The following is a 22,596-nucleotide window of genomic DNA, read 5'->3' as shown; positions in this document are numbered from 1 at the left end:
GGGACTTCCGCTTTGACCTCCGAACCGACCGATCTCGACATCGCTCTGGGCTTCACCATTCCGGACCGGCACGCGCGCGGGCGGCTGGCGCGGCTCGGGCCGGCGCTCGACACGATCCTGGGCGCGCATGGCTACCCGCCGGCGATCGAGAGGCTGCTGGCCGAGGCGCTGGTCCTCGCCGCATTGCTCGGCTCGACGCTCAAGCATGAAGATGGCCAGCTGACGCTGCAGGCGCAGGCGGAGGGTGGTGCGGTCGAGTTGCTCGTGGCCGACTACAAGAACGGCCAGATGCGCGGCTATATCCGCCATGACGCCGAGCGGCTGGCCGAGATGCCCGCCGAACCGTCGCTGTTCGCGCTGTTCGGCAAGGGCTATCTCGCGATCACCTTCGACCAGGCGGTGACCGGCGAACGCTATCAGGGGATCGTCCCGCTGGAAGGGGGCTCGCTCGCTGAGGCGGCCGAAAGCTATTTCAGCCAGTCGGAGCAATTGCCGAGCCTGGTCCGCTTGGCGAGCCGCCGCCTCGACGATGGCCGTCACGTGGCGGGCGGCATATTGATTCAGCATCTGCCCGAGGGCGAAGAGGGACGCGACCGTATCCATACCCGGCTCGATCATCCTGAATGGGATCATGTCCGGGCGCTGGGTGAGACGCTGTCGGCCAATGAGCTCACCGATCCGGGCCTGCCGCTCGACCGGCTGCTGTGGCGGTTGTTCAACGAGGAGGACGAGGTCCGCACCATGGCGACCGTGCCGCTGGCGCGCGGCTGCCGCTGCGATCCTGTGCATATCCGCACGGTGATCTCGCGCTTTCCCGCCGACGAGCGCGCCGAGATGGCCGACGACAAGGGCGAGATCCATGTCGATTGCGAGTTCTGCGCCAAGCGCTTTTCGCTCGCGCTCGACTCGATCTGAAACAATTTGCTGGCACGCGCCGTAAAAGGGTGCGGTAGAACACAGCTGCGCTCAGTAAGATGTTTACCGGTCTTGCTGTATCGATCGTTGGTCGAACCGCGCTATCCTGTGGCGCCCGATGTGGGGAATCGGGTGCCGTTGTTTCGGGCTATGAGGGCAAGATGGCTTTGCTGCGTCGCTTGATGTTGCTTTTGATCGTGCCGGCCGCGTCCTACGCGTTCGCCGCTCCCGTCCCCGCGCCAGCCGCTTCGGCCCCGATGTCGCTGGTCGCGCTCCAGCAGCTCGAAACCGGGCTTTGGCAGCTCGAAGTCAAGGGCCGTGCACCGAAGCAGTTGTGCGTGTCCGATCCGATGGCGCTGGTCCAGATCGAGCATGACCAGCCTGGCTGCTCGCGCTTCGTGATCGCGAACGATCCGAAGAGCTCGACCGTGCATTACAGCTGTCAGCGTGCAGGCTGGGGGCGGACGACGGTGCGGGTCGAAACCCCGCGTACGGCGACGATCCAGACCCAGGGGATCGCGCGCAACGCGCCCTTCGACTATTCGGTCCAGGCCAAGCGGCTCGGCAGTTGCGGCACCCAGGTCAGTTCGCGGCAACGGTAGAACAAGCAAGCCGATCCGAGCTTTCGCCGGAAGACGGTCTGAATCTCGACCAAAGTCGAATCATCATCGCGCGTACGCGGGCTCTGGTTAAGCTTTTGTTTAGGCTTGGCGGGGTAAAAGTCTGACTGTGCCTTCCCCTTTGGGCACATTTCCTCCCTTAGCAGGCTTTCGAGCCTCACTGGGCCGCTCTCGAGCGGCCCATTTTTTTCAGACCGATTTCAGCGTCACCACGTCGCCGTCGTGCGTGCCTTCCTCTCCGATCAGAAAGGGCGGATCGGGGATTTGCTGGCGGCCTTCGTTCAGGATCACCGACCAGCGATCGGACAGCGCGCGCATATAGGGGTCCTGGGGCTCGATCCGCCGCTTGATGATCGGCAGCGCCGGATCGGCGCGGATCACCATCACGTCGAAGGGCAGCCCGACCGACTTGTCCGACCGGATCGTCGAATCGAAAGACAGCAGACCGACCTTCACCGCCTCGTCGATCGTGCTTTCATAGTTCATCGCACGGTCGAGGATCGGCTTGCCATATTGGGTCGCCCCGATCTGGTAGAAGGGGCTGTCCTGCTGGCATTCGATGAAATTGCCCGCGTCGTAGATCAGGAACAGCTGTGGCTGGCCGCCGCCGATCCGGCCGCCGAGCAGCAGCGATATGCCCGAGCTTACCCCTGCCGCGTGCAACGCCGGTTTCAACTGGCGGCCGGCTTCCATCACCGCTTCGCCGATCAGCTGCGCCGCGCGGAACATGGTCGGCATATTCTCTATCCTGCGGGGCGGGTCTTCGGGGCCGAAGGACGGCAGGCCTTCCTTCAACATGCCCAACACCAGTTGCGTCACCGACAGATTGCCGGCGCTGGCAACGACGCAGAAGCGCTCGTCATCGTCGGCCAGCACATGCAGCTTTCGGTAGGTGGAGATATTGTCGATCCCCGCGTTGGTCCGGGTGTCGGCGATCATGATCAGCCCCTGACGCAGGTTGATCCCGAGACAATAGGTCATGGCAGCCCCTCCATCGCCGGCGCCCAACCGGCTTGCCGCGATCATATACGAAGCTTCGGACTTTGAGAGCCTGTAATTGCGCGGGGGATCATCTTTCGCTCCGGGCCGAAATCGCCTAAGCGCGGGCCATGGCTTCACAGGTGAACAGCGAAGGCCGCCGCGCGATCGTGCTGCTGTCGGGCGGTCTCGATTCGATGGTGTCGGGCGGCATCGCGCGCGAGCAGGGTTTCCAGCTCGCGGCTTTGACGATCGATTATAATCAGCGCCACCGGGTCGAGCTGGAGGCGGCGCGGCGTGTCGCTGCGGCGCTGGGCGTCGACCGGCATGTGACGATGCCGCTCAACCTGCGCGCGTTTGGCGGGTCCTCGCTGACCGACGACATCGACGTGCCCAAGGACGGCGTCATGCCGGGCATCCCGTCGACCTATGTGCCTGCACGCAACACCATCTTCCTGTCGCTGGCGCTGGGATTTGCCGAGGCGACCGGCGCGCGCGACATCTTCCTCGGCGTCAACGCGCTCGATTATTCGGGCTATCCCGATTGCCGGCCCGAGTTCATTGCCGCCTTCCAGCACCTCGCCGACCTGGCGACGAAGATGGGCGTCGAAGGGCAGGGCTTCACCATCCATGCGCCGCTCCAGCACATGACCAAGGCGGACATCGCCCGCGAGGCGGACCGGCTCGGCCTCGACGCGGGAATGAGCTGGTCCTGTTACGATCCCACCCCCGATGGCCGGCATTGCGGGCTGTGCGACAGCTGCCGGTTGCGCTCGAAAGGCTTTGCCGAGGCGGGGCTGGCCGATCCCACGGTCTACGCCTGATGGGCAGCTATGCGGTCAAGGAGATGTTCCTGACCCTGCAGGGCGAAGGCATGCAGGTCGGCCGCCGCGCGGTGTTCCTGCGCTTCGCCGGGTGCAATCTGTGGAGCGGGCGCGAGCAGGACCGGGAGACGGCTGTCTGCCGCTTCTGCGACACCGATTTCGTCGGTACCGATGGCGATCATGGCGGCCGCTATCCTGGTGCGGACGCGTTGGCGGACCAGGCGCTGAGGCTGTGGGGCGCGCTCCCCGACCCCTTCCTGGTCATGACCGGCGGGGAGCCGCTGCTCCAGATCGATGATGCTTTGATCGCGGCGCTGAAGGCGCGCGGCTTCGAGACCGCGGTCGAGACCAATGGCACGCAACCGGCGCCCGACGGCATCGACTGGATCTGCGTCAGTCCCAAGGCAGGCAGCGACGTGGTGTTACGCCGGGGCAATGAACTCAAATTGGTCTGGCCGCAGCCAGGGATCGATCCGGGCGAGCTGGCGACGTGGGATTTCGAGCATTTCCTGCTTCAGCCGATGGACGGCCCGACGCTGGCGAGCGCGCGCGATGCCGCGATCGCCTATATCCTCGAGCACCCGCGCTGGCGGCTGTCGACGCAGACGCATAAGGTGGTCGGTATCCGATAAGGGGACATCATCCAGCTTTGCTTGGATGATGTCGATGGCGGCTCAGCTAGCGGTCGACCCGCCCGAACCTGCCATGCTCCACCGGCCGACTGCGCACTGTGGTTTGAGCCGTTCCTTGCGGTCCCAACACTGCTTGTCCATCGACGGCACTTGTTCGGCCGGGATCTGGATGTACCGGCGCGCGTGCATCATGTCGCCGACCGGCACCAGGCTGTTGCGGAATTCCCGCATGCGGTTGGTGGCGAGCTGGGTGAGCTGACCCTTGTTGAGCTTGCGGGCTTCGCGTCCGATCGCGGCCGCGGTCTCGCAGAAACCGAGCTGCGCATGCATGGTCGAGAAGCCATTATAGGTCTTGGTCGTGTACTGATCCAAGGCCTTCTGCCAGGTCTTGGCGCTGGTCCGCTTGAAATAGCCTTCGAGCGCCTTGTACGCGCCGTTCAGTTCGACCGCGTTCTTCGCGAGCAGATCGTTGTAATTTGGGACGGTGAAGAGGATCGGCGAGAACTGGCACTGCAGCGCGGCGACATTGAGCCCGGCGCGCATGTTCCACAGCAGGTGCGCCTTCAGCTCGGCCGGGGTGGCCTTGGGCATCGCCAGGCCCAGGCCTGGCTCGTCGCCGTTGACCGGGCCACCGCTGAAGCTGGGCTGCACCCAGAATAGATAGGCCGAGGCGGGGACGGCCTGTGCCGTCGCCGCCAAAGCCGCCGCTGCCATCGCCAGCTGCCGAAACACCATCATCACTCTCCTGAAGCCGAAATACGCCCGCCCCCGGAAGTATCGTTTAGTTCGCGTTGCTGGCGTTCCCCGCCTCAGCCGCATTGGTATCGGCCATCGCACCGCCAGCCTGATCGAGCGTGGCGCTTTCGACCACGGTCATATCGTTCATCGAACCGTCGCTGGCGTTCATTTCGACGACGTTGGTGTCCGTCTCGCTCTTCTTGCCGCAGCCGGACAGGCCCGCAGCCGCCAGGATCAGGCTGCCGGCGACGATGATGCTGGTCGAACGGTACATGCTTCACTCCCTGAAAATCTAAGCTTTGGAGCGACGATATAGCGAACGACTCGGGCACTCAAGCGAGCATTCAGGCGGTGCAACTCAGACCGTCGAGCATCGTCGGAAAATGGCGGGCGAGCGCAGTGTCGACTTCGGCCATCACGGCGGGGGCACCGAGCTGTGCCATGCTGGTCACCGCGAACTCGCCGAGCCCGCATGGAACGATGCCCGAAAAATGTGACAGGTCCGGATCGACGTTGAGCGAGAAGCCGTGGAAGCTGACCCAGCGGCGCACCCGCACGCCGATCGCGCCGATCTTGGCTTCGTCGGGGCCGTGGCCAGTCCAGATGCCGACCCGCCCGGGCTCGCTGCGCGCGGCGATGCCGAAATCGGCGAGGGTGGCGATCAGCCATTTCTCCACCCCTGCCACGAAGCAGCGAATGTCGCGGCCACGCTTGTCGAGATCGAGCAGGACATAGCCGACCCGCTGGCCCGGCCCGTGATAGGTATAGCGCCCGCCGCGTCCGGCCCGGAACACCGGGAAGCGATCCGGCGCCAGCAATTCGTCTCCGACCGCACTGGTGCCCGCCGTGTAGAGCGGGGGATGCTCGAGCAGCCAGACGAGTTCGCGCGCCTCTCCGGCCCGGATCGCGGCGGCGCGCGCCTCCATCTCGGCCAGGGTTTCGGCATAGGGTAGCAGGCCGGGCGACACCCGCCACTCGATCGCTTCCCCATCGACGCTGCTGTCATCGATTGTCATGCTTCGCATATTGACGATTTTCTCCGCCAATCAAGAGCGATGCGATTGCGCTGCACCATGCCGACAGGATAGGCGAGACCGATATGGTTGGAGCAATGCGCGCATGACGGCTTTTTCGCTGGGTACGGTCTGGGAGGAGACGATCGCCTTCCTGCGCCGGGAGCGTGCGCTGCTCATCCCCGTTGCGTTGGCCATTTTCGGCCCGGCGCAGCTGTTGCTGCGCTTCGCCATGGCGGGGACCGATCCGACCGCGATGTCGGGCCAAGCCAATCCGCAGACGTTGCTCGCCTTTCCGGCCTTGCTGTTCGCGTTATATGGGTATCTGGTCATTTCCTTGCTCGTGCTGGTACCGGGAATCAGTGTCGGGGAGGCGCTGTCGCGCGCCGTTCGAGCCTTTCCCCGCACGATTGCGACCGGCATGGCGGTAATGACGGTGTGGCTGGGCATAGCCCTGGCGGTCGTGATCGCGGCGACGCTGGGGATCATGATGTTCCGGTCCAGCGCGCAGGCGGGCGGGCTTACGAACACCCTGACGTTCCTGGTCATCGTGCCCATGCTGGTCATCGTCATCCGGATGCTGCTGTTCGCCCCCGTCCTGGCGATGGAGCAGAGAGGCCCCGTCGATGCGCTGCGGCGGGTCTGGGCGCTGGGGCGCGACAATGTCGTGCGCTTCGTCGGCGTGTGGGTCCTCTTCCTGTTTCTCGGCGTCGTCGTGACGATGGTCGACACGCTGGTGTTCGGTTCGGTGTTCCGGCTGGTTGCACTCGCTATCGGCGACGGCGAAGTGGTCGGGGTCGTCCAGCTGCTGCTCACTGCGGCTCTTCAGGCCATGCTGTCGCTGGGCATGACGGTGTATATCGCGCTGATCTACCGCAGACTGGCTTAGCCCAGCAGCGGGATGTGTGGTGCTGCCTCGCGTGGCATGACGCCAGCTAGCCGTGGATCAGCGAAGGTCTCCACGGCGCGTTCGGAAGCTATGAAGCCGTGGCGGCGGTAGAAGCCGAGCGCGCCCGGATGATCGAGCGTGCAAGTGTGCACCCACATCCGCTCGACATCCTTGCGCCAGCCGATCGACAGCGCCTGCGCCATCAGCCAGTTGCCATGGCCCTTGCCGGTCAGTTCGGGGACCAATCCGAAAAAGCCTATCTCGGCCTCCCCTGCCTTGCGGAAGTCCAGCTCGAGCAGGCCGATCTCGACGCCGCGCGGATCCTCGACCGCAAAGATCTCGACTGCCGGGTCGTGAATGATCGCCAGCAGCTCGGCTTCGGGCATCACCAGCCGCGAGAACCACATCCATGGTTCGCCGACCCGGCGGAACAACGCGCGATATTTGTCGGGGGAGGGGGCCTTCCATCGCACCAGCCGCAGCGGCGCGTGCGGCATCATGCGGGGCTTGGGCCGCTCGCGCATCTCCAGCGACGTTACGATCGTCGCGATCATCTCCGGTGGAACGGGCGTCAGCGGCACGCCGGCGTCACTCCCACACAGCGACCGGCGGCAGGCTCATCAGGATCGCGTCGATATTGCCGCCGGTCTTGAGCCCGAACAGCGTGCCCCGGTCATAGACAAGGTTGAACTCGGCATAGCGGCCCCGGAATGTGAGCATCTGCCGGCGGTCCTCGTCGCCCGCGTCGAGGCCCATGCGGGCGCGGACGATCCGGGGGAAGATGTCGAGAAAGGCTTCGCCGACGTCGCGGGTGAAGGCGAAATTGGCGTCAAACCCGGCGTCGCCCTCACAATCGAGATGATCGTAGAAGATTCCGCCGACACCGCGATGGACCTGACGGTGCGGTATCCAGAAATAGTCGTCGGCCCATTTCTTGAACCGGTCGTAATAATCCTCGCCATGCGCGTCGCACGCTGCCTTCAGCCGGGCGTGGAAGGCGTCGGTATCTTCCTGATAGGGGATGGGCGGGTTGAGATCGGCGCCGCCGCCGAACCAGCGCTTGGTGGTGTTGAGGAATCGGGTGTTCATATGCACCGCGGGCACATGCGGGTTCGCCATATGCGCGACGAGGCTGATTCCCGTGGCGAAGAAGCTCGGGTCCTCGCCCGCGCCATGGATGGTCTTGGCGAACTCAGGCGCGAAGGCGCCGCCGACGGTCGAGACATTGACGCCGACCTTCTCGAAAACGCGGCCCTTCATCAGACCCTGAACCCCGCCGCCGCCCTCGGCTTCCGGATCGCCGTCGCGATTCCAGGGGGTGTAGGCGAAGCGCGCGTCGCTGCCTGCTTCGCGTTCGATCGCCTCGAACGCTGCGCAAATCCGGTCGCGCAGTGATTCGAACCAGCTGCGCGCAGCGGCCTGCTGATCGTCCAGGGTCAGGGTCATTCGGGGAATCCTTCGGTTTGCCGCAGCGCCTCGGCGAGCGCGATGCCAGCCGAAACCGCGACATTCAAGGACCGGAAGCCCGGGCGCATCGGAATACGCACCCGCAGATCGGCCCGGTCGTGGACGTGCGGGGGGACGCCCGCGCCCTCTGACCCGAACAGCAATATGTCGCCGGGTTCGAAGCGGGAATTGACGAGCGTCACATCCGCCTGGGTCGACAAAAGGATCAGCCGACCGCGCCGTTCGGCATCGAACTCGGCCCAGTCGGCATGGCGGATCACCGCCGCGTCGGCGGCATAATCCATCCTCGATCGCTTCAGCGCGCGGTCCGAAAAGGCGAATCCGCACGGTTCGATGATGTCGACGCCGACGCCGAAACACGCCGCCAGGCGCAGAATCGTGCCGACATTTCCGGCGATATCGGGCTGATGAAGGGCGATCCGCATGGCCCTGCTGATATGCGAATGTATCGCAATGCGGCAATATTCATCAAATGGGATTGGCAAAGCCGATGAACCGGCGCTATCAGCGCGCAGCCGCCGGGGATTTTGCGGGCGGTCGCGCATGCGCAGGGGGCAATGGCTGAACGGTCTTACCCTCTTGCAGGCGCCAGCATCGTGGCAGCGCAAGGGTTCCGGAATGGCGACGCTCGAACATACAGATACGGCCGGTGAAGTGGCCGAAGACGGCGTCCGTCGCCGTGACTTCATCAATATCGCGGCAGTGAGCTTCGCGGGCGTTGGCGCCGCGACGGTTCTACTCCCTCTGGTCAACCAGATGAATCCCTCGGCCGACGTGCTTGCGCTGGCATCGATCGAGGTCGATCTCTCGGCGATCAAGGAAGGCCAGGCGATCAAGACGATCTTCCGCAAGCAGCCTTTGTTCGTCCGTCACCTGACGGCGGCCGAGATCGCGGCGGCCGACAAGGTCGATCCGAGCAGCCTGCGCGATCCGCAGACGCTCGAGCAGCGCACCGTCGGCGGCAAGAAGCAGTGGCTGATCACCATGGGCGTCTGCACCCATCTCGGCTGCGTGCCGCTGGGTGCGGGCGAGGGTGAGATCAAGGGTGAGTTCGGCGGATATTTCTGCCCGTGCCATGGTTCGTCCTACGACACCGCGGCGCGCATCCGTAAGGGCCCGGCGCCGAAGAATCTCGAAGTGCCGAAATATGCCTTCAAATCCGACACCGTCGTGGCAGTGGGCTGAGGTAGACCGACATGAGCTTCCCCTGGGCAAAACATTACGAGCCTAAGAACCCGCTGATGCAGTGGGTCGACCAGCGGCTCCCGCTTCCGCGTCTGGTCTACAACGCGGTCGGCGCCGGTTACCCGGTTCCGCGCAACCTCAACTATTTCTGGAACTTCGGCGTGCTTTCGGGCGCGGCGCTGGGCATCCAGATCATCACCGGCATCATCCTGGCGATGCACTATGCCGCCAACGGCGCGGTGGCCTTCGACTCGGTCGAGCACATCATGCGCGACGTGAACTCGGGCTGGATGATCCGCTATGCGCACGCGACGGGCGCGAGCTTCTTCTTCATCGTGGTCTATCTCCACATCTTCCGCGGGCTTTATTACGGGTCGTATAAGGCCCCGCGCGAAATGGTGTGGCTGCTCGGCCTCGTCATCTATCTGCTCATGATGGCCACCGGCTTCATGGGCTATGTGCTTCCCTGGGGTCAGATGAGCTTCTGGGGCGCCAAGGTGATCACCGGCCTGTTCGGCGCGATCCCCGTGGTCGGCACGCCGATCCAGACCTGGCTGCTCGGCGGTTTCGCGCCGGACAACGCCGCGCTGAACCGCTTCTTCTCGCTGCACTATCTGCTGCCCTTCGTGATCGCGGGTGTCATCATCCTGCACATCTGGGCGCTGCACATCCCGGGTTCGAGCAACCCGACCGGTATCGAGGTGAAGGGTCCGCAGGACACGGTTCCGTTCCACCCCTATTACACCGCCAAGGACGGTTTCGGACTGGGCGTGTTCCTGATCCTCTACTGCCTGGTGCTGTTCTATGCGCCGAACGCGCTCGGCCACCCGGATAACTATATCCCGGCCAACCCGCTCTCGACGCCCGCGCACATCGTGCCGGAATGGTATTACTGGCCCTTCTACGCGATCCTGCGCGCCTTCACCTTCGATATCTTCGGCATTCCGGCCAAGCTGCTCGGCGTGGTGGCGATGTTCTCGGCGATCCTGATGCTCTTCTTCCTGCCGTGGCTGGACAAGTCCCCGGTCCGCTCGGGCAACTACCGCCCGGCGTTCAAGAAGTTCTTCTGGCTGCTCGTCGTCGACGTGATCATCCTGGGCTGGTGCGGCGGTTCGCCGGCGGCAGAGCCCTATGTGATGATCTCGCAGCTCGCCGCGGCTTATTACTTCGCTCACTTCCTGATCATCCTGCCGATCGTGTCGCGCATGGAGCGTCCGCTTCCGCTGCCGAACTCGATCACCGAGGCGGTGCTCGAGAAGCACGGCAACGCTGCGGCCTAAGGGGATATAGAGACCATGGTTCGTCCCATCGCATTCCTCGCAGGCCTCGGCTTCGTCGGGATCCTGCTCTACTCGCTGATCATGGGCGCCGTCGCCTATGTCGCCGAGCCGCCGGCCCCGACCGCCGAGCATGAGTTCCACCTGCATCCGAAGGAAATTTCGTTCGCTTCGGACGGCCCCTTCGGCAAGTTCGACCTGCAGCAGCTTCAGCGCGGCTTCCAGGTCTACAAGGAAGTCTGCTCGGCCTGTCACTCGCTCCATCAGGTCGCATTCCGCGACTTCAAGGATCTGGGCTTCACCGATGCCGAAGTTAAGGCGATCGCCAAGGGCTGGGCGACCGAGACCCCCTCGATCAACCCGGAGACCGGCGAGCCCGCGACCCGCAAGTCGACCCCGGCTGACAAGATCCCGTCGCCTTATGCGAACGAAGTCGCGGCCCGCGCCGCGAACAACAACGCGCTGCCGCCGGATCTGTCGCTGATGACCAAGGCGCGTCACGACGGCGGTGCCTATGTCCACTCGCTGCTGACCGGTTACCAGAACCAGCCCGCCGAGCTTCTCAAGAAGTTCCCGGACTCGAAGACCGGCCCGGGCCTCCACTACAACCCGTATTTCGCGAACCTCAACATCGCGATGCCGCCGCCGCTGGTGGCGGACGGACAGGTGACTTATGCCGACGGGACCAAGGCGACCGTCGATCAGATGGCGACCGACGTGTCGGCCTTCCTGATCTGGACCGCCGAGCCCAAGCTGCAGAAGCGGCATGAGATCGGCCTGGCTGTCATCATCTTCCTGCTGATGGCGACCACGCTGGCTTATCTGTCCTACCGGAACATCTGGGCGGGCGTTAAGCACTGAGCTTTGCCGGCTTGATGAGAAAAGGGGCCGTCCGGGATGACCGGGCGGCCCTTTTTTTCACATCAACCAAGCCGTCATTCCCGCTTTCGCGGGAATGACGATGGGAGTTTAAGTCGATGTCGAAGAACCGTCTCGGCCTGATCGGCGGCAGCGGGCTCTATCGGATGCCAGCGCTTGCAGACGGTGAATGGATCGACGTCGACACGGCTTGGGGCAAGCCGTCCGACGCTTTGCTGATCGGTTCGATCGGCGATCGTGAGGTCGCCTTCCTGCCCCGCCATGGCCGAGGGCACCGGCTCGCGCCGGGCGAGGTCAACTATCGCGCCAACATCGCCGCGCTGAAGGCGGCGGGCTGTACGGAGATATTGGCGGTGTCGGCGGTCGGCGGCTTCGATGACGACGTGCCGCCGGGTACGTTCGTGCTGGTCGACCAGTATATCGACCGCACGATGCGCGACGGGCGCAGCTTCTTCGGTGACGGCATCGTCGCCCATGTCGGTTTCGGCCGGCCGACCTGTTCCCGGCTCGGTGGGGCGGTAGCGCAGGCGCTCGCCGCTGACGGGCGCGCGCATCGGATAGGCGGGACGATGCTGGTGATCGAGGGCCCGCAATTCTCGACCCGCGCCGAGTCGCTGCTGCACAAGGGCTGGGGCTGCAATGTCGTCGGAATGACCGGCCTTCCCGAAGCCCGGCTCGCCCGCGAGGCAGAGCTTTGCTACGCGAGCGTGGCGATGGTCACCGACCATGACGCCTGGTCGGACAAGGAAGTCGACGTCGCCTCGGTGATCGCGGTGATGAACGCCAATGTCGAGCGCGCACAGGCGCTGGTCGCTGCCGTCGCGGATCGGGCTCGGGGCGATGGCAGCTGCGCGCAGGGCTGCAATCACGCGCTCGAAGGTGCTGTGATCACGGCGCGGAACGCCTGGCCTCCTGTCACGCAACGGCGGCTGGCGACCATCGTGCCGCGACTCTTCGTCTGAGACACGGCGCGACGACACCTCGGCGACGGCGAAATGCGCATCGCTGCGACATAAAATGCGGGGAAACAAGCGCCGTCAGCGACGTTTTCCGACCCGATGGAGAGCGAAGCCGATCAGACCGACTGGAAGCTGCCCTGGCACGGCGGATGCCGTTGCGGCAGGGTGCGTATCCTTGTGACCGGGCCTCCTCTGCTCGCTTCCGCTTGTCATTGCACCGGCTGCCAGACCATGTCGGCGAGCGCTTTCTCGATGAGCATCGCTATCCCGAGCGCGGGGTTCGCCGTGACTCAGGGTGAGACCGTGATCGGCGGTCTGCATGGCCGCCATCGCCATTATTTCTGCGGATGGTGCATGAGCTGGATGTACACGCGCGGCGAGGGCATGGACGATTTCGTTAACCTGCGACCGTCAATGCTCGACAAACATCAGTGGTTCGTCCCGTTCGCCGAGTTCTGGACGTCGGAAAAGCTCGCTTGGGTGACGACGGCGGCGGTGCACAGTTTCGAGACGCTACCGCCGCTCGATCATTTCCCGGAACTAATCGAACAATATGCGGCACGCGGTGTCCGCAAGCCCGGTTAGGCCGGGCGGCGCTTTTGTATGTTGGTGACCTTCATCGTCATCACCACCTCGTCATTCTGGTTCCGGACGGTCAGGTGAATAGTGACGAAGCCGATGCCGGGCTTTGAGCGGGGAACGCTGGTCGACAGTACCTCGGCTTCGATGTTGAGCACGTCGCCGGGATAGGCCGGCTTGATCCAGCGTAGTTCGTCAACGCCGGTGCCGCCCAGCGAGAAATAGCCATTCTCGTCGGTCCAGTGATCGGTCATCATCCGCATCACCATCGCGCAGCTATGCCAACCGCTCGCTGCCAGCCGTCCGAAGATCGCGTTCTCGGCAGCGGCTGCATCGTCGAGATGGAAGGGCTGCGGGTCATATTTGGAAGCGAAGTCGATGACCTCTTCGCGCCTGACCTCATAGGCGCCGAATCGCTCGGCCCGTCCCTCTACATAATCCTCGAAATAGGGCATAGGCCTGCCTCTCAGACGTTGAACCGGAACAGCATGATGTCGCCGTCCTGGACGAGATATTCCTTGCCTTCGGAGCGATACTTGCCCGCCTCGCGCGCCGCGGCTTCGCCGCCCAGTGTCACATAGTCCTGATAGGACATCGTCTCGGCGCGGATGAAGCCACGTTCGAAATCGGTGTGGATCGCGCCTGCGGCGTTCGGCGCCTTGGCGCCCTTCTCGACGGTCCAGGCGCGTGCTTCCTTCGGGCCGACGGTGAAGAAGGTGATCAGGTCGAGCAGCTCGTAGCCCGCGCGGATGACGCGGGCCAGTCCCGTTTCGGTGAGGCCGAGGTCGGACAGGAATTCGGCGCGGTCGGCGGGGTCGAGGGTGACGATCTCGGCTTCGATCGCGGCGGAGACGATCACCGCCTTCGCTCCCTCGGCCTTGGCCTTTTCGAACACCCGCGCCGACAGCGCATTGCCGTCCGCCGCCGCGCCTTCGTCGACGTTGCACACATAGAGCACCGGCTTGGCGGTGAGCAGCTGCGCCTGGCCGAATATCCGCGCCTCGTCGTCGTCCTTGGGCTGGGTCAAGCGCGCCGGCTTGCCTTCACGCAGCAGGTCGAGCGCCTGGCCGAGCACCGACGCCGCGGACTTCGCCTCCTTGTCACCCTGTGCCGCCTTCTTGGCGAAGGCGGGGACGCGTTTCTCGAGGCTTTCGAGGTCGGACAGCATCAGCTCGGTCTCGACCGTCTCGGCGTCGGCGATCGGGTCGATCTTGTTCTCGACATGCGTGACGTCGCCATCCTCGAAGCAGCGCAGCACATGGACGATCGCATCGACCTCGCGAATGTTGCCGAGAAACTGGTTGCCCAGGCCCTCGCCCTTCGAAGCGCCGCGGACCAGCCCGGCGATGTCGACGAAGGCGAGCTGGGTTTCGATGATCTTGGCGGAGCCGCCGATCTTCGCGATCTCATAGAGACGGGGATCGGGCACCGCGACCTGCCCTATATTCGGCTCGATCGTGCAGAAGGGATAGTTGGCGGCCTGCGCCGCCGCGGTCTCGGTGAGCGCGTTGAAGAGGGTGGACTTGCCGACATTCGGAAGCCCGACGATACCACAGCGAAAACCCATATTGTCTCAAGCCCTATCTGGATGCGCGCGCGATAGCCGCTGATGCCCGCAAAGGCCAGAGCTTGAAATTCGGGAGGGCCCTGGAGCCGGGGCTCCACGGGCCCTCACTCCTCCAGACGCGGAAAATATCAGATCGTGAAGGACGGGGTGAATTCCGGCAGCGGCTTGGGCGCGCTGACGGGCGTCACCTTGGGTGCGGGCTTCGTAGCGGGCGCGGCCTTGACCGAAGCCACCGCGCGGGCGGCGGGGCTGCCCGGCGCAATGGCCGGCGACGGCGCGGGCTGAGCAGCGCCGCAATCGCCCGCGCTGGTGCGGATCACCCGCGGCTGTTGCTCTGAACCCGCCGAGCTGATCCGCACGGTCCGGGTGCAGCCATCGGCGTTCCTCGTGCTCGACACATAGCTATAGTGCATCACGCCGACCGGTTGACCGGCGGCGTTGGTGAGCGTGATGGCCTCTCCGTTCGCGGCGGGAGCCTGGGCCTCCATCATCGCCGCCTGGCGCATCATCGCGGCGGCCTGCGCGTCCAACGCTGCCGAGATGCGCTCCATCTCGGCAAAGGGCGACGCGGGGCCGAAAGCGGCCTCGTAGAGCGTCGCAGGCGCGCGGACTGGGACGAGCACGACGCGTGGCGTGGCGTCGCCCTCATAGCGGATATGCTGCACCGAGCCGTCGGGCAGGGCGACCAGCATCGTCTTGCCTTGGTCATGCGCGGCGAAGGCCGCGCCCGCGAGGGCAGCGGCGGCGACACCGGCGATAATGGCGGTCCGAACTATACGCATGGCTTTGCCTCCATCGTTAGAGTCGATGGGCGGAAAATTAGTCGGCTGAAGCTGAACGCTTGATAAACGGCATGGTGCGGCACATCCGGTCATGCCACCGGCTCAGCGCAGCCAGAGCAAGCGCCGCACCCGCCAAGCACATTAGCATGTCCCACTGCGTATCCCAGGCATCGCCCTGTGTGCCGAGAAAAGCGTCCGCCCCCTGGCCCAGGGCCATCGCCGCGCCGAATTCGATGAGCTCATAAAAGGCGCTGATCGCCAGGCAGACGAGCAGCACCACCGGCGTCAGCAGGGAAGGAACCCGCAGCAGCGCGCGGCGGACGAAGATTTCGCGGATGACGATCGCGGGAACGAAGCCCTGCATGAGATGGCCGAAGCGATCATAAGGATTGCGGGCGAGCCCCAGCGCATCCTGCACCGCGAAGCCGATCGGAACCCGGGCATAGCTGTAAGCGCCGCCGAGCATCAGCACCGCACCGTGGAAGCCGATCAGCGTCAGGGCGAGCGGCGTCAACGGGAAGCGGTGGCGCAGGGCGAACAGCAATGGCCAGGCGATCAGCACCGGCGCCACCTCCATCAGCCATGTCGCCCTGTCATATGGGCTCCAGCCCGAAAGCAGCAGGCCGGCAAGCCATAGCCCGCCGAGGATGAACAGGGGCCGGCCGGACGATGCGCGGGTCATCGGATGAGGGCTCCGTTCACAGCGTGCTGGCCACGACCCGGTCGCGTCCGCCGCCCTTGGCCTGATAAAGGGCATCGTCCGCGCGGCGCAGCAGCTCGCCGCGGGACATGCCGGGATAGGCCTGCGCCACGCCGCAGCTCACCGATATCGTCAGCGTCTTGCCGTCGCGCATCGGCATGGGGCGGTTCGCGATATCCAGGCGCAGAGCCTCCGCAATCGATAGGGCCAATTCTTCGCTGGTGCCGTCGAGCAGGATCGCGAGCTCGTCGCCGCCGAGCCGCCCGATCCTGTCATGATCGCGCAGCAGCGCACGCAGCCGGCCGGTCAGTTCGACGAGTACCGCATCGCCCGCCGGGTGGCCGTGGCGGTCGTTGACCTGCTTGAAATGGTCGATGTCGATCATGATCAGCGCAAGATGCGATGAGGATATGTGCGACAGCGCATGGTCGAGATGGGCCATGAAGGCCGCATGGTTCAACATGCCTGTCAGGCTGTCGGTCGATGCGGCCAGCGACAGGCTGACTTCGCGTTCCTTGCGCATGGTGATGTCGCGGATTGCTCCGATCGCCCCATAGACCTTGCCATTTTGATCGACGAGCGCGCGCAGCGTGCATTCGAGCCAGCCCGAAGAACGTCCGCGGGGCCGGAACTCGCAATAGGCGACCATGCCCGGATTGCGCAGCGCTTCGGCAAAGGACTCGTCGAGTGCCGGCCGATCGCGGTCGTCGACCGCCGCCTGCAACACGCTGCCGGCCAGCGCCCGCGTGTCGATCCCCAACAGCATGCCGATCGCGCCCGACGACTGCATGCAGCGGCCCTGATCATCAAGCCTGACCAGCGCATCGGCAGATTCCGAGGCGAGAAGCCTGAGACTTGCCTCGCTTTCCATCAGGCGGCGGGCGAGCGCGCGGCGGGCGTTGAGTTCGGCGGAAACGGGCAGCGCGGTGATCAGCATGACCGCCAGATAGAATTGGAGGAAAAATGCCTGTTCCCTGCGATCATGGACCATCGCCGCGATCGGACCATGGTCATATATGGTGCAGATGACGCCGATGATTGCGGTGATGATCAGCGCTATCTTGGTGCCGAACTGCCCGAGGCGGAAGGTCGCGACCATCACTGCCGCGGTCATCACGAACAGCATCGGATAACCGGCGATCAGGAAGGTGAACAGCCCGGCGCAAATCGCGAAAGCCAGGATCGCGGCCGCCTCGAGCCGGGCGGCGGCGCTCATCTCGCTTACCCAGCGGGACAATTCGCCGGTGACGATCCCCGAAAAGAGCGGGGTAAGGATCATCAGGCCAAGGCCGTTGGCGATGTACCAGGTGGCGTAAGTGGGCCAGAAGGGCTGGCCTGCGACCAGGACCGAGGCGCCCGCGCCGATGAGGCCGCTGATCGCGGGGGGGATCATGCCACCCAGCAGCATGAACCGCAGCACCGAGCGCACATTTTCGAGAGCGTTGCCATGCGCGTGCCGGCTCTGGAGCAGCAATCCCGCAGTCAGCACCTCGACCATGTTCGCCAGGCTGTAGAGTGCAGCGATGGCCACGCCGCTGCCGGTCAGGATGATCGCGGCCAGGCTGCCGGAAAGCGCCATGGCGAAAAAGACGGGCCACCGTGTCGGGGCGAGGGGAAGGATGAAGGCAAGCAGTAGCGCGTTGGCTGGCCAGATCGCCGAGACGTCGTCGCCATTCGCGGCGACCGAAATCGTGCCGGCGGCAAGCAGCAGATAGCCCAGACCGCAGGCCACAGCTGTCCCCAGATCCCGATAGGTCCGGTGTCCGATCACCCCATTCACGTCATCGTCGCCCCCCGGCACGCCGCTTCGAAAGCGGATCTTGGAGATATAACGACATTCTCGCCGATTTCTTCAAGCAATCTCGCCAAATCGGATGGGGATGCCGACGGGCTGTGACGTGCGTCACCTGACCCGCCGCAAGCCACGTTAGCCTCAGCGATCATGTGGCCATTTCGGAAAAGGATTCCTGCCGGCGCTAGCGCGGTCGAGATCATCGACGAGGCGATCGATTTCGCGGCGCAGCGGTGGCTTTCGTTCAGCCTTTCGGTTGCGGTGCCGCCCGGCGCCGGTCTGCGATACCGCATCGGCCTGTTCGCGCGCTCGATCGAGAGCAGCTTGCATCGCCGCTTTCCTCCGTTGACGACCGCGCCAGCCGAGGTGATCGTGCTGATCGTCGCCAAGGGCGTGGAACGGTCCGGTGCGGTGCCGCGCGGCGATATCGAGCGTGAGCTGGGTATTTTGCTGCCGCCGTGACGGCGGGCGTCAGGCGTTGTCGGTCAGCCGGAGCGCGATCTCGCTCATGAAGCGCGGATCGTCGCCCGTAGCGAGCCAGGGCGCTTCGCGCGCGATCGCGCCGAGCATGCCGACGAGCGGATCGAGCTCGGCCTTAACATAATTGCCTAGAACATGGCCGGTGACGCGGTCCTTATGGCCCGGGTGACCGATGCCGATCCGGACCCGGCGAAAGGCATTGCCGATATGTGCCTCGGTCGAGCGTAGGCCGTTATGACCCGCGGTGCCGCCGCCGGTCTTCACTTTGACCTTGAAAGGGGCGAGATCGAGTTCGTCGTGGAAGACGGTGACGTCGCCGGTCTCGGCCTTGAAGAAGCGCATCGCCTCGCCGACCGATCGGCCGCTCTCGTTCATGAAGGTGGCAGGCTTGAGCAGCAATATCCGCTGCGCGCCGATTCGCCCCTGCGCGGCCCAGCCCTGGAACTGTTTCTTCCAGGGATCGAAGCCGTGGAGTTCGGCGATCGTGTCGACCGCCATGAAGCCCACATTGTGCCGGTGCATCGCATATTGCGCGCCCGGATTGCCAAGACCGACCCAGATTTGCATCGGCGTCGTCTATCCGTTCATCGCGATAAAAAGAAGGGCCCCGGCGGATATCCGACGGGGCCCCGATCTTTCCGAAGAGGCGAAGGGCTCAGCCCTCGGCTTCCTCCGAACCGGCTTCCGGCGCCTCGGGGGCTTGTGCGGTCTCCGCAGCAGCCTCGGTGGCCTCGTCCGCTTCGTCTTCCGAGCTCTTCAGCGCCGACGGGGCGACGATCGTCGCCAGCGTGATGTCCGTCGTGTCGTTCGCGGTCGCGCCCTTGGGGAGCTTGATCTGCGACAGATGGATGTTGTCGCCGACTTCCAGGCCCTTCAGCGAGATCACGATCTCTTCCGGAATTTCGGCGGCATCGACGGTAAGGCCGAGGTCATGCACGACAATGTTGAGCACGCCGCCACGCTTCAGGCCCGGCGACAGTTCTTCGTCCTTGAAGTGGACGGGAACGTTGACGTGCACCTTGCTGTGCTCGCCGATGCGCAGGAAGTCTGCATGAAGCGGACGATCGGTGACCGGATGGAACTGAACGTCCTTCGGCAGGGTGCGGACCTTCTTGCCCGCGACGTCGATCATCACCACGCTGTTGAAGAAGTGCCCGGTGTGGAGCAGCTTCATCAGCACCTTCTCTTCGAGGTGGATGGCGGTCGGTTCCTGCTTTTCGCCGTAAATCACGGCGGGGACGCGGCCTTCGCGGCGGATCGCACGGGAGGCTCCCTTGCCTGCCCGATCGCGCGCCTCGGCCGACAGGTCGAGCACTTCGCTCATAACATGTCTCCAGTTCGCATTTGAGTTTCCAAAACCGTCTGCCTCCAGGGATGACCAGACGGGAGGGGGGCGCATAGAGGGATAATGGGCGAAAGGCAAGCAAGACCGGACTCGCAGTTTCATTGCGGTCGCAGCCTGCGCGGTGCATGAGGCCCCGATGCTCGACGAACATATACTCTTCATCGACGGCGAAGCGATGGTGATCGACAAGCCTTCGGGCCTGCCGGTCGATCCGCCGCGCGACGGGAGCATCAGCCTGGAAAACCATCTCCAGTCGCTGAGCTTCGGATTCAAGCGCTGGCCGAGCGCGGTCCACAGGCTCGATCGTGACACGTCGGGCTGCCTGCTGCTCGCCCGCAATCCCAAGGCGCACAAGCGCTTCGCACTGGCGTTCGAAGAGGGGCGGGTGGAGAAAACCTATCTCGCGATCCTCGACGGCATCCCCGCCACGTCGGAGGGCGTGGTCGATCTCCCGCTCGCCAAGACGTCGACCCGCGAAAGCGGATGGCGGATGATCGGCGATCCCAGGGGTAAGCCCGCGACAACCGCCTGGCGGCAAATCGCCGAGGTGAAGGGCCGCGCGCTGGTCGAGTTCAAGCCGGCGACCGGCCGCACCCACCAGATCCGCGTCCATGCCGCCAGCGGCATCGGCGTACCGATCCTCGGCGACCCGGTCTATGGTAAGGGCGGCGGGGTGACGCTGCTCCACGCGCTCGCGCTGGTCGTGCCGCGCGAGGGCAAGGAACCGATCACGGCGCGCGCGCCGCTGCCGGAGCGGTTCGCCGCGCTGGGCTTCACCGACCCGAGTTGATCCGCGATGGCGCGCATCCCGGTCACCCGCTCGATCAGCATTGGCGACGAGGAACTGGATTTCTCGACGACCCGGTCGGGCGGGGCGGGGGGGCAGCATGTCAACACCACCGACAGCGCCGTCATCCTGCGCTTCGATGTCGCGGGGTCGGCGAGCCTGCCCGACATGGTGAAGAGCCGCCTTGCCGATCTGGCGGGATCGCGGATGACCGGCGATGGCATGCTGATCCTGCGCAGTGAGGGATCACGCTCGCAGCATGACAATCGGCGCGATGTGGTCGACCGCCTGCTGGCGCTGATCCGGGATGCGACCTTCGTCCCGAAGAAGCGCAAAGCGACCAAGGCGACCTATTCATCGAAGGTGAGGCGGCTGGAGGGCAAGGCCAAGCGTTCGGGCGTCAAGGCGGGGCGGGGCAAGCCGCGGCTGGATTGACCGGTCACGCCCCGCCGAGATGGTAGATGCCGAATGCCGCGACGGCGCCCATGAAGGCGCCGCCGGCCGCGATTGCGCCTGCCAGTGTTGCGGGACGGACGATCTTTTCGGCGAGCGCGGCCTGCCAGAGGGCGAGCGACAGCGGATAATAGATCAGCGTCGCGGTGATCAGACCGGGTGAGTTCCGGTCATATGCCAGCACGCAGGCGAAATGGTAGACGAAGTTCCAGAACAGATTGCCCGCCGCCCAGGCGAGCATCCAGAAGACCGCTCTCGTCGACTGCGCTTTCGCGGCCCAGCGTACGAGCAACGCCATGATGACGATGAAGGCGATGTTGCTGCCAAGGAAAGTGGGAAGCTCCATCGGATGCCCGGTGACCATCGTCGCCCAGGCCGGATAGCCCGTCGCGAACTCTTCGAAGACATGGAGCGCGAAGGCGACCGGCAGGGCCCAGATCAGCCGATAGAAGGATATCGTCATGGCAAAGCCCTCCCCCGATATTTCGGGAACGATACGCGAAGCGGCTTGAAGCGCAAGCGAAGCCGGGCCAGATCAGGCGCATGTACAGCTTCGATATCGACAAGCATGGCGACAAGGCTGCTCTCTACGCAGATCTCTCGGCGGCGCTCGCGGCGCTGACCGCCGACGAGCCCGACGCGATTGCCAATATGGCCAATGCGGCGGCGCTGATCTGGGAATATCTGCCCGACCTCAACTGGGCGGGCTTCTATCGGGCGGCAGGCGAGGAGCTGATCCTGGGGCCCTTCCAGGGCAAGACCGCTTGCATCCGTATCCCGTTCGGCAAGGGTGTCTGCGGCACGGCGGCGGCCACGCACGAGCCGCAATGCGTCGCCGACGTCCATGAGTTTCCAGGGCATATCGCCTGTGATGCCTATTCGGCGTCGGAACTGGTGATGCCGATCGTCCATGAAGGCCGGCTGATCGGGGTGCTCGACCTCGACAGCCCGGTCAAGGGGCGGTTCGACGATGTCGACGTGACCGGATGTGCGGAATTGATGGCGGTGCTGGGGCCCCGGATCACGGGGTGAGAAAAGATTTCCACATTTAACCCCTCTCCCGTTTTCACGGGAGAGGTTGGGTGAGGGTCTTCTTCTTTCGTTGGGCGGAGTGTGGATGAGAGGTTGAAAGACCCTCACCCCGACCTCTCCCGCGAACGCGGGAGAGGGAGTTCAGCTCAGCTCAACCGGTCCAGCGCTTCCTCACTCAATGAGCCGGGAATGATCATCAGCGGGCAGGGAAGCTGACCCGCCTCCGCCCCGGCGAAATGGGTGATCAGTTTGCCGGGCGGGCCGCTCTCCGGGGCGCCGAGAACCAGCGCGGCGACATGAGGCTGTTCGGCCAATATCTCGCGGACCGCGACGATCGGGTCGCCCTGTTTGACCGTGATCGACGGCATGATGCCGGTTTCCTCGATCAAGGCGCTCGCCGCCTGCGCCACCATCGCCTCGGCGCGCAGCCGGGCCTCTTCCTCCATCGCGGCCTGGACCGCTCCCCACTGGACGAACTCCTGCTGGGCCACCAGCGCGAGGATCTCGACCGCCCCACCGGTTTTCTGCGCGCGGCGCGCGGCGAAGCGCAGGGCGATTCGCGCAACGTCATTATCGTCGATTACAACCAAATAGGTTCTCATGGTGGCAATCCTTCCCCTGTATTAACCAATTAGGTGCGCTACGTGACGATTTTGCGCGATTCTACCCTATAGCAGGGTTGACCTTGTCCCGGCGAGCGGGG

Annotated in this window: 30 protein-coding genes; 14 read left to right on the top strand and 16 right to left on the bottom strand. The window is 64.7% G+C overall.

The features are described from left to right. The first annotated feature begins 12 nt into the window (after positions 1-12). Entirely contained in the window at positions 13-915 is a 903-nt protein-coding gene (locus ASE00_RS15425) for an Hsp33 family molecular chaperone HslO (RefSeq protein ID WP_056381932.1), read from the top strand. A 161-nt stretch (positions 916-1,076) separates the two neighbouring features. Further along, a complete protein-coding gene (locus ASE00_RS15420; RefSeq protein WP_056381931.1) occupies positions 1,077-1,517 on the top strand; it encodes a DUF3617 family protein in 441 nt (146 codons plus the stop codon). A 207-nt stretch (positions 1,518-1,724) separates the two neighbouring features. On the opposite strand, the gene ASE00_RS15415 is transcribed toward ASE00_RS15420, so the two are convergent. Further along, positions 1,725-2,516 carry a peptidase gene (locus tag ASE00_RS15415; protein ID WP_056382595.1) on the bottom strand — a complete coding sequence of 264 codons (792 nt, stop codon included), beginning with the start codon at positions 2,514-2,516 and terminating at the stop codon, positions 1,725-1,727. Between the two features lie 128 nt (positions 2,517-2,644). Here ASE00_RS15415 and queC point away from each other — a divergent pair, with 128 nt between their 5' ends. Both queC and queE read left to right on the top strand, forming a co-directional pair. Further along, positions 2,645-3,337, top strand: coding sequence for a 7-cyano-7-deazaguanine synthase QueC (queC, locus tag ASE00_RS15410; protein WP_056381929.1), 693 nt, complete (start codon positions 2,645-2,647; stop codon positions 3,335-3,337). Then, on the top strand, positions 3,337-3,969 hold the full coding sequence (queE, locus tag ASE00_RS15405; RefSeq protein ID WP_056381927.1) for a 7-carboxy-7-deazaguanine synthase: 633 nt from the start codon (positions 3,337-3,339) through the stop codon (positions 3,967-3,969). The genes queC and queE overlap by 1 nt, the downstream gene beginning before the upstream one ends. Before the next feature lie 42 nt (positions 3,970-4,011). On the opposite strand, the gene ASE00_RS15400 is transcribed toward queE, so the two are convergent. The 3 genes from ASE00_RS15400 to lipB all read right to left on the bottom strand — a co-directional run bounded on the left by ASE00_RS15400 (position 4,012) and on the right by lipB (position 5,723). Beyond that, a complete protein-coding gene (locus tag ASE00_RS15400) occupies positions 4,012-4,707 on the bottom strand; it encodes a hypothetical protein (protein ID WP_235538704.1) in 696 nt (231 codons plus the stop codon). A 43-nt stretch (positions 4,708-4,750) separates the two neighbouring features. Next, positions 4,751-4,981: a hypothetical protein gene (locus ASE00_RS15395; protein ID WP_056381924.1), complete on the bottom strand. Its 231-nt coding sequence runs from the start codon at positions 4,979-4,981 to the stop codon at positions 4,751-4,753. A gap of 70 nt (positions 4,982-5,051) precedes the next feature. Beyond that, positions 5,052-5,723 (bottom strand): lipoyl(octanoyl) transferase LipB, encoded by a 672-nt coding sequence (gene lipB, locus ASE00_RS15390; protein ID WP_056382590.1) that lies wholly within the window; start codon positions 5,721-5,723, stop codon positions 5,052-5,054. 103 nt (positions 5,724-5,826) lie between these two features. On the opposite strand from lipB, the gene ASE00_RS15385 reads away from it, so the two are divergent. After that, positions 5,827-6,609: a hypothetical protein gene (locus ASE00_RS15385; RefSeq protein ID WP_056381923.1), complete on the top strand. Its 783-nt coding sequence runs from the start codon at positions 5,827-5,829 to the stop codon at positions 6,607-6,609. Here the strand turns inward: ASE00_RS15385 and ASE00_RS15380 are convergent. From ASE00_RS15380 to ASE00_RS15370, 3 genes are read right to left on the bottom strand one after another with little or no spacing between them, the layout of a single operon-like run. Beyond that, on the bottom strand, positions 6,606-7,190 hold the full coding sequence (locus ASE00_RS15380) for a GNAT family N-acetyltransferase (RefSeq protein ID WP_056381921.1): 585 nt from the start codon (positions 7,188-7,190) through the stop codon (positions 6,606-6,608). The two genes, ASE00_RS15385 and ASE00_RS15380, sit on opposite strands and share 4 nt — an antisense overlap. Positions 7,191-7,197: 7 nt before the next feature. Beyond that, positions 7,198-8,055, bottom strand: a complete 858-nt coding sequence (gene hemF, locus ASE00_RS15375) for an oxygen-dependent coproporphyrinogen oxidase (RefSeq protein ID WP_056381918.1) — start codon at positions 8,053-8,055, stop codon at positions 7,198-7,200. Further along, positions 8,052-8,501 carry a tRNA (cytidine(34)-2'-O)-methyltransferase gene (locus tag ASE00_RS15370; protein ID WP_056381916.1) on the bottom strand — a complete coding sequence of 150 codons (450 nt, stop codon included), beginning with the start codon at positions 8,499-8,501 and terminating at the stop codon, positions 8,052-8,054. The genes hemF and ASE00_RS15370 overlap by 4 nt, the downstream gene beginning before the upstream one ends. Before the next feature lie 193 nt (positions 8,502-8,694). On the opposite strand from ASE00_RS15370, the gene petA reads away from it, so the two are divergent. The 5 genes from petA (at position 8,695) to ASE00_RS15345 (ending at position 12,961) form a co-directional block, all read left to right on the top strand. Continuing rightward, positions 8,695-9,261 (top strand): ubiquinol-cytochrome c reductase iron-sulfur subunit, encoded by a 567-nt coding sequence (gene petA / locus ASE00_RS15365; RefSeq protein WP_056381914.1) that lies wholly within the window; start codon positions 8,695-8,697, stop codon positions 9,259-9,261. Between the two features lie 11 nt (positions 9,262-9,272). After that, positions 9,273-10,541, top strand: a complete 1,269-nt coding sequence (locus tag ASE00_RS15360) for a cytochrome b (RefSeq protein WP_056381912.1) — start codon at positions 9,273-9,275, stop codon at positions 10,539-10,541. A gap of 15 nt (positions 10,542-10,556) precedes the next feature. Further along, positions 10,557-11,399 (top strand): cytochrome c1, encoded by an 843-nt coding sequence (locus ASE00_RS15355; protein ID WP_056381910.1) that lies wholly within the window; start codon positions 10,557-10,559, stop codon positions 11,397-11,399. 116 nt (positions 11,400-11,515) lie between these two features. Beyond that, on the top strand, positions 11,516-12,379 hold the full coding sequence (locus ASE00_RS15350; RefSeq protein ID WP_056381909.1) for a 5'-methylthioadenosine phosphorylase: 864 nt from the start codon (positions 11,516-11,518) through the stop codon (positions 12,377-12,379). Between the two features lie 96 nt (positions 12,380-12,475). Further along, entirely contained in the window at positions 12,476-12,961 is a 486-nt protein-coding gene (locus tag ASE00_RS15345; RefSeq protein WP_056381907.1) for a GFA family protein, read from the top strand. Here ASE00_RS15345 and ASE00_RS15340 read toward each other — a convergent pair. The 5 genes from ASE00_RS15340 to ASE00_RS15320 all read right to left on the bottom strand — a co-directional run bounded on the left by ASE00_RS15340 (position 12,958) and on the right by ASE00_RS15320 (position 17,805). After that, positions 12,958-13,410, bottom strand: coding sequence for a MaoC family dehydratase (locus ASE00_RS15340; protein WP_056381905.1), 453 nt, complete (start codon positions 13,408-13,410; stop codon positions 12,958-12,960). The two genes, ASE00_RS15345 and ASE00_RS15340, sit on opposite strands and share 4 nt — an antisense overlap. Positions 13,411-13,421: 11 nt before the next feature. Further along, the gene (ychF, locus tag ASE00_RS15335; protein WP_056381903.1) at positions 13,422-14,522 is read right to left on the bottom strand and encodes a redox-regulated ATPase YchF; all 1,101 of its coding nucleotides are present in this window, start codon (positions 14,520-14,522) and stop codon (positions 13,422-13,424) included. Positions 14,523-14,650: 128 nt separating this feature from the next. Continuing rightward, positions 14,651-15,304: a hypothetical protein gene (locus tag ASE00_RS15330; RefSeq protein ID WP_056381900.1), complete on the bottom strand. Its 654-nt coding sequence runs from the start codon at positions 15,302-15,304 to the stop codon at positions 14,651-14,653. 37 nt (positions 15,305-15,341) lie between these two features. Then, positions 15,342-15,986: a DUF2238 domain-containing protein gene (locus ASE00_RS15325; protein ID WP_056381898.1), complete on the bottom strand. Its 645-nt coding sequence runs from the start codon at positions 15,984-15,986 to the stop codon at positions 15,342-15,344. A gap of 16 nt (positions 15,987-16,002) precedes the next feature. Next, positions 16,003-17,805 carry a diguanylate cyclase gene (locus ASE00_RS15320; protein ID WP_056381896.1) on the bottom strand — a complete coding sequence of 601 codons (1,803 nt, stop codon included), beginning with the start codon at positions 17,803-17,805 and terminating at the stop codon, positions 16,003-16,005. A 141-nt stretch (positions 17,806-17,946) separates the two neighbouring features. On the opposite strand from ASE00_RS15320, the gene ASE00_RS15315 reads away from it, so the two are divergent. Beyond that, the gene (locus ASE00_RS15315; RefSeq protein WP_056381895.1) at positions 17,947-18,258 is read left to right on the top strand and encodes a hypothetical protein; all 312 of its coding nucleotides are present in this window, start codon (positions 17,947-17,949) and stop codon (positions 18,256-18,258) included. Positions 18,259-18,267: 9 nt separating this feature from the next. Here ASE00_RS15315 and pth read toward each other — a convergent pair whose 3' ends face one another. Next, a complete protein-coding gene (gene pth, locus ASE00_RS15310) occupies positions 18,268-18,843 on the bottom strand; it encodes an aminoacyl-tRNA hydrolase (protein WP_056381893.1) in 576 nt (191 codons plus the stop codon). An 88-nt stretch (positions 18,844-18,931) separates the two neighbouring features. Then, entirely contained in the window at positions 18,932-19,600 is a 669-nt protein-coding gene (locus ASE00_RS15305) for a 50S ribosomal protein L25/general stress protein Ctc (RefSeq protein WP_056381891.1), read from the bottom strand. A gap of 157 nt (positions 19,601-19,757) precedes the next feature. Here ASE00_RS15305 and ASE00_RS15300 point away from each other — a divergent pair, with 157 nt between their 5' ends. Beyond that, positions 19,758-20,411 carry an RluA family pseudouridine synthase gene (locus ASE00_RS15300; protein ID WP_056381889.1) on the top strand — a complete coding sequence of 218 codons (654 nt, stop codon included), beginning with the start codon at positions 19,758-19,760 and terminating at the stop codon, positions 20,409-20,411. 6 nt (positions 20,412-20,417) lie between these two features. Beyond that, positions 20,418-20,843, top strand: coding sequence for an alternative ribosome rescue aminoacyl-tRNA hydrolase ArfB (gene arfB, locus ASE00_RS15295; protein ID WP_056381887.1), 426 nt, complete (start codon positions 20,418-20,420; stop codon positions 20,841-20,843). Between the two features lie 4 nt (positions 20,844-20,847). Here arfB and ASE00_RS15290 read toward each other — a convergent pair whose 3' ends face one another. After that, positions 20,848-21,324: an HXXEE domain-containing protein gene (locus ASE00_RS15290; protein ID WP_056381885.1), complete on the bottom strand. Its 477-nt coding sequence runs from the start codon at positions 21,322-21,324 to the stop codon at positions 20,848-20,850. A gap of 80 nt (positions 21,325-21,404) precedes the next feature. Here ASE00_RS15290 and ASE00_RS15285 point away from each other — a divergent pair, with 80 nt between their 5' ends. Then, complete coding sequence (locus ASE00_RS15285; protein ID WP_056381884.1) at positions 21,405-21,893, top strand: GAF domain-containing protein; 489 nt, start codon at positions 21,405-21,407, stop codon at positions 21,891-21,893. A gap of 146 nt (positions 21,894-22,039) precedes the next feature. On the opposite strand, the gene ASE00_RS15280 is transcribed toward ASE00_RS15285, so the two are convergent. Further along, entirely contained in the window at positions 22,040-22,495 is a 456-nt protein-coding gene (locus ASE00_RS15280) for a universal stress protein (protein WP_056381882.1), read from the bottom strand. Positions 22,496-22,596: the final 101 nt, after the last annotated feature.

Origin of the sequence: Sphingomonas sp. Root710 (assembly GCF_001429065.1) — a bacterium.
Lineage (GTDB): Bacteria > Pseudomonadota > Alphaproteobacteria > Sphingomonadales > Sphingomonadaceae > Rhizorhabdus.
This window is presented reverse-complemented; position numbering and strand designations above follow the sequence as displayed.